Here is a 12379-nt window from a genome sequence, read left to right on the forward strand (position 1 = left end):
CTAAAAAAATATAGGTTAAATAGAAGCGAAAATTTATTTTAAAAAAAGAATTGATTTGTTTGGAACAATAGAAATTAGTTATATATTTGCAACCTCATTTACGGGGTGTAGCGTAGCCCGGTTATCGCGCCTGCTTTGGGAGCAGGAGGCCGCAGGTTCGAATCCTGCCACCCCGACAAAACCTTCTTGAAACTTCAGGAAGGTTTTTTTATTTTAAAAAACTATACATTTATAGTTAAAACTAATTCATTTTTAAGAAATAATTTTAATTAAAAACTTACATTTGCTATTCTTAAAAGAATAAAGTTATGTCAGATACAATCGAAAAAGTAAAATGTTTAATTATAGGTTCTGGTCCAGCGGGTTATACTGCAGCAATTTATGCGGCTAGAGCAAATATGAATCCTGTTTTATATCAAGGACAACAACCAGGTGGTCAGTTAACCACAACTAATGAAGTAGAAAACTTTCCAGGTTATCCTGAAGGTGTAACCGGACCTGAAATGATGGTACAGTTGCAAGAGCAAGCTAAACGTTTTGGTTCAGATATTCGTGATGGATGGGCTACAAAAGTAGATTTTTCTGGACCTATTCATAAAGTTTGGATTAATGATACGATTGAAATCCACGCAGAAACGGTAATTATTTCTACTGGAGCTTCAGCTAAATATTTAGGATTAGAATCGGAGCAACATTATTTAAAATTAGGTGGTGGAGTTTCTGCTTGTGCGGTTTGTGATGGATTTTTCTACAGAAATCAAGAAGTAGTAATCGTTGGAGCAGGAGATAGCGCTTGTGAAGAAGCACATTACTTATCTAAATTATGTAAAAAAGTAACGATGTTAGTACGTAGCGATAAATTTAGAGCTTCTAAAATTATGGCAGAGCGTGTACAAAAAACAGAGAATATCGAAATTTTAATGAATACTGAAACAGAAGAAGTTTTAGGTGACGGACAAGTAGTTACTGGGGTAAAAGTTAAAAACAGAACTACCGGAGAAACAAAAGAAATTCCAGCAACTGGATTTTTCGTAGCCATCGGTCACAAACCAAACACCGATATTTTTGCAGATTACATTACGCTAGACGAAACAGGTTACATAGTAAATGTACCAGGAAGTTCTAAAACGAATGTACCAGGTGTATTTGTAGCAGGTGATGCAGCAGATCACGTATATCGTCAAGCAATTACAGCAGCAGGTACAGGTTGTATGGCAGCTTTAGATGCAGAACGTTATTTAGCAGTAAAAGAATAATTTGATTACTAATAAATAAAAAAGCTCCTATTGAAAAATAGGAGCTTTTTGTTTTGAAACCATCTACTAATAGTAGCTATATCTTCTAACTTTAGCAATGTATTTCGCTAAACGGATTACTTGGTGACTATAACCGTATTCGTTATCGTACCAAACGTACATTACAATGTTTTTTCCGTCTCCCGAAACAATGGTAGCATTACTATCAAAAATAGCAGGAGCAGAAGTTCCTACGATGTCTGAAGATACTAATTCATTGTTTAAAGAGTATTTAATTTGCTCTACAAGATCGCCTTCTAAAGCGTATTTTTTCATAATATTGTTTACTTCTTCAATTGAAGTGTTTTTTCCAACTTCTAAGTTTAATACTACTAATGAACCATTAGGAACAGGAACACGAATAGCGTTTGAAGTTAATTTTCCAGCTAATGCAGGTAATGCTTTAGCAACAGCACTTCCAGCGCCTGTTTCTGTAATAACCATATTTAAAGCAGCAGCACGACCTCTACGGTATTTTTTGTGCATGTTGTCTACTAAGTTTTGGTCATTCGTATAAGCGTGAATAGTTTCTAAGTGTCCTTTTACTACACCTAAATTATCTTCAACCGCTTTTAAAACTGGAGTAATGGCGTTTGTTGTACAAGAAGCCGCAGAGAAAATATTCACTTCGTCTGGATTGTAATCTTCATGATTTACTCCGTAAACGATATTTGGAACTCCTTTTCCTGGTGCTGTTAATAAAACTTTATCAGCTCCTTTAGAAGTTAAATGACGTTTTAAAGCTTCTTCTGTAGTGAAAGCTCCAGTATTATCGATAACTAATGCATCTTCAATTCCGTAAGCGGTATAATCAATCTCTTCTGGAGAATTTGCTGTAATGATGTGAACTGTAGTTCCGTTAATCAATAAAGCATTGTTTTCTGGATCAGCAATTACAGAACCATGAAAATCACCATGAACTGAATCATAACGTAATAAAGAAGCTCTTTTTTCTAGTAAAACTGCATCATTTTTATCTCTAGTTACAATTGCTCTTAAACGTAATTGTTGTCCTTTTCCAATTTTAGACATCATTTCACGAGCCAACAAACGACCAATTCTACCAAATCCATATAAAACCACATCTTTTGGTTTAATTTCTTGATAATCTTTAGCATTTTTTAATTTATCTATCACAAATGCTTTTGCATCATTGTATTTGTCGTCTTCTAGGTGATATTCGTATGTTAATTTCCCAATATCAATTCTTGATGGTGGTAAATCTAGGTCAACAATAGCATTGGCAATTTCAACGGAATCAAAAACATTGATTGGTTTTCCAACGAAGGCACCGGCATACTCATGTAGGTTGATAATTTCACTAACGTTTTTATCAATTAATTGATTGCGGAATAAAATCAATTCGATTGATTTGTCATACCATAAATCACTGATAATTTTGATAAATTCTACACCTGCTTTTCTTCTGTCTGCTTGAAAAGCTAATTCTTTTTCGTACAAAGAGGTATTACTCATGAGAATAAAATTTTATTGTGTTGTTATTTTTGTGCAAAAGTATAGATTTCAAACGTTTTCGTAAAATTTTTTTAATAAAAAAACCAGACATTATTTTTGTCTGGTTTTAAAGCTTGTTTATTTATGTAGTTTTACATGATAATGCTATACATTTGACCGTTTTTAGAAATGATTTGGTATCTCGCTTTCTGATTTTCTTTCTTCGCTAAATAACTTGAAACGGTTTCCATGTCTTTTGCTTTCATTCCGTCAATACTAATAATTAAAGCGCCATCTAAAATATCATTGTATTCAGTGAATTCAGGATTGTTTACTTTTTTGATTTTGATTCCTTCTTTTACGTTGAATTGTTTTTTGTCTGCCGCATCCAAATCTTCAAATTCAATTCCGTTGAATTCGTAATTCAGAATTTCTTTTTTGGTTAACTTCACCGGAAGCGTTCTTTGTTTTCCATCGCGTAAAACCGTTACTTGAATGACATCGTTTGGTCTTTTTGTGTTAATGTAACCTGTTAATTCAGCAAAGCCAGTGATCTTTTTATCGTCTAATTGTATAATAATATCTCCTTTAGTTAAGCCTGCTTTTTCTGCTCCTGAATTTTTAGTAACTAAATTAACATAGATTCCTTGTGTTTCTTTCACACCTAATTCTTTTGAGTAGCTTGAATTTAATTCTCTTCCTTCAATTCCTAAAACACCGCGTTGTACATTTCCAAATTGCATTAAATCTTCAATAATTTTTCGTGTCAAATTCGATGGAACGGCAAACGAATATCCAGCATAACTTCCTGTTGGAGAAGAAATCATCGTATTAATTCCAACTAATTCTCCACGAGTATTTACCAAAGCACCACCACTGTTTCCAGGATTTACCGCTGCATCCGTTTGAATAAACGATTGAATTCCGTTGTTCGATAAATTTCTAGCCTTTGCCGAAACAATTCCAGCTGTAACAGTAGAATTTAAGTTATACGGATTTCCAACAGCCAAAACCCATTCGCCTACTTTAATCGCGTCAGAATCTCCAAAAACCACATAAGGTAATTTTTCATCGGCTTCTACTTTTAAAAGTGCGACATCCATTTTGGAATCGGTTCCAACCAATTTTGCTTTATACGATTTGTTGTTATTTAGTGTAACTTCGATTTCAGTTGCATCCTGAATTACGTGATTATTCGTTACAATGTAGCCATCTTCGGTAATGATAACTCCAGAACCAGTTCCAATTTGTGTTTGTTCTCTATCGCCTCTGTAACCATAGAAAAATTCCATTAAAGGGTTGCTCGGAACTTTAGAAACACTCACATTTTTTACGTGAACTACAGCATGAACCGTGTTTTCGGCAGCTGTTGTAAAATCAATATTTTCTGCTCCTAAACCGACATTTCTAGAGTAATTTGGTGAAGCTACCGTAATTTTTCCTGCGTTATTAGGTTCTAAAAAGAATTTGTAAGCACCTAATGTTACAGCTCCGCTTAATAAAGAAACCGCTAATAAACTTCCAAATTTTTTCATATCATTTCATTTTATATAGTAAAATTAAAAACATTTTTTATTAGTAAAATCAGTTTAACGCCCGATTAACAATGTTTAACATCTTATTAATAATTCGTACTTTTGTATAAATTAATTTAGATAATGCAACTTACATTTTATAAATATCAAGGAACAGGAAACGACTTTGTCATGATTGATAATCGTACAGAATTTTTCCCCAAAAATAATACCAAACTTGTGGAACAATTGTGTGACAGAAGATTTGGCATAGGTGCTGATGGGTTGATTCTGTTGGAAAATCATCCACAATATGACTTTAAAATGGTATACTATAATTCCGATGGAAACGAAAGTTCCATGTGTGGAAATGGTGGAAGATGTCTTGTCGCTTTTGCCAAACAAATGGGAGTTATCAAAAATAAAGCCGAGTTTGAAGCGGTTGATGGCTATCATTATGCAACGATTGATGCGAACGGAATTGTAGCGCTACAAATGAAAGATGTTGATACGGTTAATCAACAAGAAAATTATACGTTTTTAAATACTGGTTCGCCACATCATGTGCAAATTGTAAATGATTTAAAGTCACTTGATGTAAAATCAGAAGGAGCAAAAATTCGTTATTCTAATTTGTATGGAAAAGCTGGAAGTAATGTCAATTTTGTGCACCAAATAGAAAATGACATTTTTGCAGTTCGTACCTATGAGCGTGGTGTTGAAGATGAAACTTTGTCGTGTGGAACAGGTGTAACAGCAGTTGCTATCGCCATGCATCAAATCGGAAAAACAAACAATAATATCATAGATTTAAACGTAGAAGGCGGAAAATTAAAAGTACAATTTGATGTAGATAACGGAAAATACACCAACGTTTTTTTAATCGGACCAGCAACTTTCGTTTTTGAGGGTAAAATTGAAATCAATCAATAATCAATTTTAAATATTTTGACTACACTTAAAGGAAACAACATTTATCTGCGAGCACTAGAACCCGAAGATTTAGAGTTTATCTACAAAATAGAAAATAACGAATCGGTTTGGGAAGTAAGCAATACGCAAACGCCGTACAGTCGATTTTTGATTCGTCAGTACTTGGAAAATGCGCATCAAGATATTTACGAAGCCAAACAATTGCGGTTAGCTATTTGCTTAAATGACACTTTTGAAGCAGTAGGTTTAATCGATTTATTTGATTTTGATCCGAAAAACAATCGAGCAGGAGTTGGGATTGTCATTTCAAATGAAAGTAATCGAAATTCAGGAATCGGTTCCGAAGCTTTGCAACTTGTTATCAATTACGCATTCAATCAATTGCAATTGCATCAATTATATGCAAATATTGGTTCAAAAAATGAAATTAGTATTTCCCTTTTTACTAAATTTGGCTTTCAAAAAATCGGAGTAAAAAAAGATTGGAATAAAATCAACAATCAATACGAAGATGAAGTTTTATTTCAATTAATCAATCATTTTTAAATAGAATCCCTTGAACGTAAAAAAACTTATTTCAATTATAGCTGTTGCCGGAATTGTAGTTGCAACTGCAGTAGGTGTTTATGTTTATTTTAAAGCTTTTACGCCTAATACTCAATTTTCACAAAACGAAATGTATGTTTACATTCCTACAAATTCAAATTATGAACAAGTTGTTGAAATAGTAAAACCATTGGTAAAAGATTTTGAAAAATTTGATTTTGTTGCTACATCAAGAAATTACAGTACGAATGTAAAGGCAGGAAAATTTCTCTTTAAAAAAGACATGACTAGTTTTGACATGGTTCGAAGTTTACGATTAAATGTTCCTGTTCAGGTGGCATTTAATAATCAAGAAACACTAAAGAAATTGTTGCAACGTTTGTCTTCACAACTAGAGCCAGACACGTTAGCCTTAAATGAAGCGTTTACAAACGAGGCTTTTTTAAGTGAAAATGGGTTAACAAAAGAAACAGCTTTGACATTATTTATTCCGAATACGTATGAGTTTTATTGGAATGTTTCGGCAACCAAAATGGCAGCCAAAATGGCAAAAGAGCACAGAAAATTTTGGAATAATGAACGTTTACAAAAAGCTAAAGCGCTAAATATGACTCCTGCTCAAGTGTATACTTTAGCATCAATTGTTCATAAAGAGACTGTAAAAGCAGATGAACGTCCAAGAGTTGCTGGTGCTTATTTGAATCGTATTAATCAAGACATGCCGTTACAAGCTGATCCAACAGTAATTTATGCAATTAAAGAAAAGTCAGGTGATTTTGATCAAGTTATTAAAAGAGTAGGAGGAAGTAATCTTTTTGTGAAATCTCCTTATAATACCTACATCAATAAAGGATTGCCGCCTGGTCCAATTGCTATGCCAGATATTTCCGCTATTGATGCGGTATTAAATCCAGAACAACATAATTACATTTATTTTTGTGCTGATCCTAGTAGACCAGGCTATCATGTTTTTGAAACAACCTATGAAGCTCATATGGTAAATGCTAAAAAATATGCCGAATGGGTGAATAAATTAGGAATCAAGCTATAGGCATATTCTTATGCTATTGCGATTTCTAGCTCTTTTTTTGTTGTTTTCTGGAAATGTTCTAGGTCAATCTTCTTTTGAATTTTTTTTAAGACCTTCAGATTCTCTTGTTAAGTCTAGGCGTACAAATGTTTATGTTGGCGAATCGGTTGTTCTCGGGGCTACTTTAATAGGTTTAAACCAACTTTGGTATAAAGATTACCCAAAATCGAGTTTCCACTTCATCAACGATAACAATCAGTGGTTACAAATGGATAAATTAGGCCACCTATATTCTACCTACCATTTAGGAAGAATAGGAGCCGAAATGTTGCAATGGAGTGGCGCTTCAAAAAAAGAACAACTCATTTATGGTTCCACTCTTGGATTAGGATTTTTAACGGTAGTTGAGGTTTTTGATGGATTTTCACAAGAATGGGGTGCTTCTTCAGGTGATATTATTGCTAATGTTGCAGGAACTACTTTATATGTTTCTCAAGAATTACTTTGGAAAGAGCAACGTGTTACACCTAAGTTTTCTTTTCATTCAACAAAATTTGCTGCTCAACGTCCAGAAACTTTAGGAGCTTCTTTGAATGAAGAAATTTTAAAAGATTATAACGGTCAAACTTACTGGTTGTCATTTAATATTCATTCTTTTACTAAAGATAGCTTTACGCCAAAATGGTTAAACCTTGCTATCGGCTATGGCGGAGAAGGAATGCTCTACGGAAATGATGCTGAAGCCCTTGGAAATGGATTAGTTCAAAATTCTTATCGTCAATTTTACTTAAGTTTTGATATTGATTTGACGAAAATTACTACAAAATCTCATTTTTTAAAGATACTTTTCTCTATTTTTAATGCTATAAAAATTCCGGCACCTACTTTGCAATACAATGATTTTAATGGAGTTAAAGCACACTTCATCTACTTTTAGGAATTATTAACACGCTGTAAATCAATATTGTAATTTTTTTATGTATATTTGCATGCTAATTTCAGATGGGTGACAGACGCTGAGAAATAACAATTCATGATTAAAAAAAGGTCTTATTTTTTAGGATTGACACTCCTAGTCTTAGTCGTTTCTTCTGGTTTTATAACCTTTAAAGAAGAAAAATTGGAAGGATTTCATTTGTCAAATTACAATGGTATAAAGTACCATGTTCCAAATGAATACGAATTTGAAGAAGTGTTACTTATTAAAGTACCACAAGTAGGAAAATCATTTAATGGTTTTGCACAGAAAATGGCATATAAAGAATCAAGAGGTATATTGCATTTAGTGAATCCTTTTGGTTATATGGGTAAATACCAATTTGGTAGAAGTACATTGAGAACTGTTGGTATCTATGATTTTAAAGAGTTTTTGCGTAATCCAAAATGGCAAGATGAAGCATTTAAAGCTTTAATTGCGAGAAATAAGTGGGAATTACGTAATGAAATTGAAAAGTACTCAGGTAGAGTAATCAACGGAGTAGAGATTACAGAGTCAGGATTAATTGCTGCAGCTCATTTAGGTGGTGCAAGTTCGGTGAAAAAATACTTGAGAAGTAATGGTCGAAATGGTTTTAGAGATGGTTTTGGAACATCGCTTTCAAGCTACATCAGAAAATTCTCTAACTTTGATATTTCATACATTCAAGCTGATCCAAATGCAAAAGTAGATTTAGAATAATTTACATTTTGTGAATAATAAAAATACAAGGTCGATTATGTAAATCGGCCTTTTCTTTTTTCCATTGGTTTACCGTTTTTGTTTTGATGAATTCAGTAGGTAAAGTAATATCGCAAGCTACACACAAAAGCGTGCTCGGTTGTAAAATTTGCAACAAATCTTCCATCAATTTATTATTGCGATAAGGTGTTTCAATAAATAATTGCGATTGATTTTTATCTTGTGATAAACGTTCAAAGTTTTTTAGGGCTTGTTTTTTTTCGTTTTTGTCAATTGGTAAATAACCATTAAAAGCGAAACTTTGTCCATTCATTCCGCTTGCCATCAACGCCAATAAAATAGAACTTGGCCCTACTAAAGGCACTACTTGAATTCCTTTCTCATGTGCTAATTTTACAATAACAGCACCTGGATCAGCTACTCCAGGGCAACCAGATTCACTCATTAATCCAATGTTTTCTCCTTTTAATAAAGGTTGGATGAATTCGGTATGTTCGCTAAAATCAGTGTGTTTGTTTAAAACCGAAATCTTTAAATTGGGTTGTTTTTTCTCTGGGTGAATACTTTTGATAAATTTACGAGCTGTTTTTTCGTTTTCAACTATATAGTAATCAACGAAATCAATGGTTCTTCTAATGGTTTGAGGCAGAACATCTTCAGGAACGACAGTAGTTTCTCCCGGATTGGAAAGTGTGATTGGGATTAAATATAGTTTTCCTAAAGAAGTTGATTTCATGATTTTTATCTCTTAAGTTTTCTTGCGATTTCCTCACAAGCTTGGTCTAACATGTCAAAAACGTTTTCAAATCCGTCTAGACCTCCGTAATAGGGGTCGGGAACATCGACGTTTTCGTTTGGAAAAATTTCGTTTAAAATCAGTTTGACTTTCGATTTAGCTTCTTCATTTGGAGCTAAAGCTAGAACATCTTTAAAATTGGAATTATCCATTACAAAAATATGGTCAAAAGTCTCAAAATCACTTTTTTTGAATTGTCTAGCTCTTTGATTAGTAATATCTAAACCTCTATTTTTTGCAGTAGCAATCGAACGTTTGTCTGGTAATTCTCCTGCGTGCCAACCTCCAGTTCCAGCAGAATCAACAATAAATTCTTCCGAAAGTTTAGAGCGCATAATACCTTCTGCCAAAGGAGAACGGCAAATATTTCCTAAGCAAACCATTAAGATTTTTGTAGCCATGAATTATAGCGATAACTTCTTGTTGATATCGTCAACGAATTTTCGGAATTGTTTATCGGTAGTCACCAAGTTATCAACTGTTTTGCAAGCATGAAGTACCGTTGCGTGGTCTCTATCTCCAATTTGCGAACCGATGTTTGCTAAGGAAGCTTTAGTGAATTTCTTAGCAAAGAACATAGCTAATTGTCTGGCTTGTACAACGTGACGTTTTCTAGTTTTAGATTGTAAGGTTTCAACATCCAGTTGGAAATAATCAGAAACTGTTTTTTGAATGAAATCAATTGAGATTTCACGCTTAACATTTTTAACAAATTTTTCAACTACCTGTTTAGCTAAGTCAATGGTAACTTCACGTTTGTTAAAAGAAGATTGAGCAATTAAAGAAATAATAGCACCTTCTAATTCACGAACGTTTGATTTAATATTCTTGGCAACGTATTCTATAATTTCTTCGGGCATTTCAACTCCATCACGGAATAAAATGTTTTTCAAAATTGAAATGCGTGTTTCGTAGTCTGGTTGGTGTAATTCTGCCGATAATCCCCATTTGAAACGAGATAGTAAGCGTTGCTCTATATCTTGCATGTCAACTGGTGCTTTATCAGAAGTCAAAATTACTTGTTTTCCGTTTTGATGTAAATGATTGAAGATGTGGAAAAAAACATCTTGAGTTCCTGATTTACCCGATAAAAATTGTACGTCATCGATTATCAAAACATCAATTAATTGATAGAAGTGAATGAAATCGTTACGTGTGTTTTTCTTAACTGAATCGATATATTGTTGTGTGAATATTTCAGCTGAAATATACAACACCGTTTTTTCAGGGTATTTGTCTTTTATTTCAACTCCAATTGCGTGAGCTAAGTGTGTTTTTCCCAATCCAACGCCACCAAAAATGAGTAATGGATTGAAAGAAGTTCCACCCGGTTTGTTAGCAACCGCCATACCTGCACTTCTTGCTAAACGATTTGAATCTCCTTCAAGGAAATTATCAAAACTGTAATTTGCATTTAATTGCGATTCGATTTTTAAATTTCGAATTCCGGGGATAACAAAAGGATTTTTTAATTCTGGATTTTTATTAACAATTGGCACATCAACTTCTTGAGGCTTTACTGGAGTTCTGTTGTAACTCGGAATTTGTTCAGTAAATGGAAGTTTATTGCCATAAGTGTTTTCCATCTTAATTTTATACAATAACTTTGCGCCTGGTCCTAACTCTTTAGTTAAGGCCACTTTTAATAATTTTACGTAGTGTTCTTCTAGCCATTCATAGAAGAATTTACTTGGAACCTGAATAGACAAAGCATTATCGTTTAGTTCAACTGACTGTATCGGTTCAAACCAAGTTTTGTATGCTTGATCTTGAATATTATCTTTTATGAAAGACAGACAGTTGTTCCATACCGATTGCGCAGTTTTTGTCATAGATTCAAAATTATTACGAGTTATTTTTTGTTTTGTAAGGTTACAAAATGGCAACAGAAAATGTTTTCTGTTTTTGTAATTTGGGATAGCAAATATGTGAACAAAAAATTGTAAAAAAAAATTTTTTACTATTGATTTAATGAAAAAAAATTTGTAGTGAAAAAAGTGTTTTGAAAAATAAGAATTTAAAGTCTTTTTAACATGAGAGAATATACTTACCAAGTTAGAGTTCGTTATGCTGAAACAGATCAAATGGGTGTTGTTTACCACGGAAATTATGCGCAATATTTTGAGATGGGACGCGTGGAATGGCTAAGAAATTTAGGGATTTCCTACAAGTGGATGGAAGAAAATGGTGTAATGCTTCCGGTGGTTTCGTTAACCATGAATTATAAAAAACCAGCACGTTATGATGACTTGTTAACGGTTAGAACAATATTAAAAAGTCAAACCTCAGTTAAGATAGAATTTGACTATGAAATTTACAATGAAGACAATGAGTTATTAACAACTGGTTATTCTATGTTGGTGTTTGTAGATATGAAAACTGGTCGTCCAATTTTACCTCCAGATTACGTAGTTGAAAAAATTAATTCTTTTTTAGAAGTTTAAATTTCGGTTAGTTTTATTTCGTACAAATTTTTAAAAGTGTCCAATAAGTTTTGGACATTTTTTTTTCGGGTAGCAATTTCGATTTCGCAATTCATTTCCATTTTTTGAGAGACGATTTGAAGATTTTTTTCTTTGATGATGCGCATTACTTTGTTCATGTTGGCATATTCAAATGCAATAATAAAATGCTTGTCAATAGTCCTCTCTACAATTTCTGAATTTTCTAATGCCATTTGTGCGGCTATTTTGTATGCAGAAATCAATCCGCCAACCCCTAGTTTAACACCTCCAAAATATCGAACTACTACCACTAAAACATTTGTTACATCAAAAGATTGGATTTGGCCATAAATTGGCATGCCGGCACTATTATTGGGTTCTCCATCATCATTGGCTCTGTATTGTATCTTCTCAGTTCCGATTTGATATGCATAGCACCAATGACGCGCCGAAAAATGCTCTTTGTGTAAACGTTCTAAAATCTCTTTGATTTCTTCTTCTGTAGTTACCGGAAATGCATAGCCAAAGAATTTACTATTCTTTTCTTTATACAACACTTCTTCAGAAGCAGAAGCAATAGTCTTATAGGTGTCTTTTTCTGGAAAATCCATTTAATTAGTGACTAAAAATAAGGCAATATAATGATCTTTTAATTTTTAAAAGTTTTAAAAATAAATTTCATTAATAA

13 protein-coding genes and 1 tRNA gene are annotated in these 12379 nt (G+C 33.2%); 8 read left to right on the top strand and 6 right to left on the bottom strand.

Going from position 1 to position 12379, the window contains the following annotated elements:
- Positions 1 to 101: 101 nt before the first annotated feature.
- Positions 102 to 176: transfer RNA gene (locus NAT47_RS02050), tRNA-Pro, on the top strand.
- A 132-nt stretch (positions 177 to 308) separates the two neighbouring features.
- Positions 309 to 1256, top strand: a complete 948-nt coding sequence (gene trxB, locus NAT47_RS02055; protein WP_250579798.1) for a thioredoxin-disulfide reductase — start codon at positions 309 to 311, stop codon at positions 1254 to 1256.
- Between the two features lie 66 nt (positions 1257 to 1322).
- On the opposite strand, the gene NAT47_RS02060 is transcribed toward trxB, so the two are convergent.
- Positions 1323 to 2771, bottom strand: a complete 1449-nt coding sequence (locus NAT47_RS02060) for a glyceraldehyde-3-phosphate dehydrogenase (RefSeq protein ID WP_250579799.1) — start codon at positions 2769 to 2771, stop codon at positions 1323 to 1325.
- Positions 2772 to 2902: 131 nt separating this feature from the next.
- Positions 2903 to 4285: a S1C family serine protease gene (locus NAT47_RS02065; RefSeq protein WP_250579800.1), complete on the bottom strand. Its 1383-nt coding sequence runs from the start codon at positions 4283 to 4285 to the stop codon at positions 2903 to 2905.
- Between the two features lie 123 nt (positions 4286 to 4408).
- Here NAT47_RS02065 and dapF point away from each other — a divergent pair, with 123 nt between their 5' ends.
- The 5 genes from dapF to NAT47_RS02090 all read left to right on the top strand — a co-directional run bounded on the left by dapF (position 4409) and on the right by NAT47_RS02090 (position 8451).
- Positions 4409 to 5197, top strand: a complete 789-nt coding sequence (dapF, locus tag NAT47_RS02070; protein WP_250579801.1) for a diaminopimelate epimerase — start codon at positions 4409 to 4411, stop codon at positions 5195 to 5197.
- A gap of 15 nt (positions 5198 to 5212) precedes the next feature.
- Complete coding sequence (locus NAT47_RS02075; RefSeq protein WP_250579802.1) at positions 5213 to 5743, top strand: GNAT family N-acetyltransferase; 531 nt, start codon at positions 5213 to 5215, stop codon at positions 5741 to 5743.
- A 10-nt stretch (positions 5744 to 5753) separates the two neighbouring features.
- Complete coding sequence (gene mltG, locus NAT47_RS02080) at positions 5754 to 6794, top strand: endolytic transglycosylase MltG (RefSeq protein WP_250579803.1); 1041 nt, start codon at positions 5754 to 5756, stop codon at positions 6792 to 6794.
- 10 nt (positions 6795 to 6804) lie between these two features.
- Entirely contained in the window at positions 6805 to 7710 is a 906-nt protein-coding gene (locus NAT47_RS02085; protein WP_250579804.1) for a DUF2279 domain-containing protein, read from the top strand.
- 96 nt (positions 7711 to 7806) lie between these two features.
- On the top strand, positions 7807 to 8451 hold the full coding sequence (locus NAT47_RS02090) for a peptidoglycan-binding protein LysM (RefSeq protein ID WP_250579805.1): 645 nt from the start codon (positions 7807 to 7809) through the stop codon (positions 8449 to 8451).
- A 1-nt stretch (position 8452) separates the two neighbouring features.
- On the opposite strand, the gene NAT47_RS02095 is transcribed toward NAT47_RS02090, so the two are convergent.
- Genes NAT47_RS02095 through dnaA form a run of 3 tightly spaced genes read right to left on the bottom strand, consistent with a single transcriptional unit; the run spans position 8453 to position 11079 of the window.
- Positions 8453 to 9187 (bottom strand): SAM-dependent methyltransferase, encoded by a 735-nt coding sequence (locus NAT47_RS02095; protein WP_250579806.1) that lies wholly within the window; start codon positions 9185 to 9187, stop codon positions 8453 to 8455.
- 5 nt (positions 9188 to 9192) lie between these two features.
- Positions 9193 to 9648 (bottom strand): low molecular weight protein-tyrosine-phosphatase, encoded by a 456-nt coding sequence (locus NAT47_RS02100; protein ID WP_250579807.1) that lies wholly within the window; start codon positions 9646 to 9648, stop codon positions 9193 to 9195.
- Positions 9649 to 9651: 3 nt separating this feature from the next.
- On the bottom strand, positions 9652 to 11079 hold the full coding sequence (gene dnaA / locus NAT47_RS02105; RefSeq protein ID WP_250579808.1) for a chromosomal replication initiator protein DnaA: 1428 nt from the start codon (positions 11077 to 11079) through the stop codon (positions 9652 to 9654).
- A 201-nt stretch (positions 11080 to 11280) separates the two neighbouring features.
- Here dnaA and NAT47_RS02110 point away from each other — a divergent pair, with 201 nt between their 5' ends.
- Positions 11281 to 11691 carry an acyl-CoA thioesterase gene (locus NAT47_RS02110; protein WP_250579809.1) on the top strand — a complete coding sequence of 137 codons (411 nt, stop codon included), beginning with the start codon at positions 11281 to 11283 and terminating at the stop codon, positions 11689 to 11691.
- On the opposite strand, the gene NAT47_RS02115 is transcribed toward NAT47_RS02110, so the two are convergent.
- On the bottom strand, positions 11688 to 12302 hold the full coding sequence (locus NAT47_RS02115; RefSeq protein WP_250579810.1) for an IMPACT family protein: 615 nt from the start codon (positions 12300 to 12302) through the stop codon (positions 11688 to 11690). The genes NAT47_RS02110 and NAT47_RS02115 overlap by 4 nt on opposite strands.
- Between the last annotated feature and the right edge of the window lie 77 nt (positions 12303 to 12379).

Source organism: Flavobacterium fragile, from assembly GCF_023634865.1.
Classification (GTDB): domain Bacteria; phylum Bacteroidota; class Bacteroidia; order Flavobacteriales; family Flavobacteriaceae; genus Flavobacterium; species Flavobacterium fragile.

What these genes read in the sequence shown, in the direction of transcription:
- trxB (WP_250579798.1), top strand. Translation starts at nt 309, where the DNA reads ATGTCAGATACAATCGAAAAAGTAAAATGTTTAATTATAGGTTCTGGT.
- NAT47_RS02060 (WP_250579799.1), bottom strand. Translation starts at nt 2,771, where the DNA reads ATGAGTAATACCTCTTTGTACGAAAAAGAATTAGCTTTTCAAGCAGAC.
- NAT47_RS02065 (WP_250579800.1), bottom strand. Translation starts at nt 4,285, where the DNA reads ATGAAAAAATTTGGAAGTTTATTAGCGGTTTCTTTATTAAGCGGAGCT.
- dapF (WP_250579801.1), top strand. Translation starts at nt 4,409, where the DNA reads ATGCAACTTACATTTTATAAATATCAAGGAACAGGAAACGACTTTGTC.
- NAT47_RS02085 (WP_250579804.1), top strand. Translation starts at nt 6,805, where the DNA reads ATGCTATTGCGATTTCTAGCTCTTTTTTTGTTGTTTTCTGGAAATGTT.
- NAT47_RS02090 (WP_250579805.1), top strand. Translation starts at nt 7,807, where the DNA reads ATGATTAAAAAAAGGTCTTATTTTTTAGGATTGACACTCCTAGTCTTA.
- NAT47_RS02095 (WP_250579806.1), bottom strand. Translation starts at nt 9,187, where the DNA reads ATGAAATCAACTTCTTTAGGAAAACTATATTTAATCCCAATCACACTT.
- NAT47_RS02100 (WP_250579807.1), bottom strand. Translation starts at nt 9,648, where the DNA reads ATGGCTACAAAAATCTTAATGGTTTGCTTAGGAAATATTTGCCGTTCT.
- dnaA (WP_250579808.1), bottom strand. Translation starts at nt 11,079, where the DNA reads ATGACAAAAACTGCGCAATCGGTATGGAACAACTGTCTGTCTTTCATA.
- NAT47_RS02110 (WP_250579809.1), top strand. Translation starts at nt 11,281, where the DNA reads ATGAGAGAATATACTTACCAAGTTAGAGTTCGTTATGCTGAAACAGAT.
- NAT47_RS02115 (WP_250579810.1), bottom strand. Translation starts at nt 12,302, where the DNA reads ATGGATTTTCCAGAAAAAGACACCTATAAGACTATTGCTTCTGCTTCT.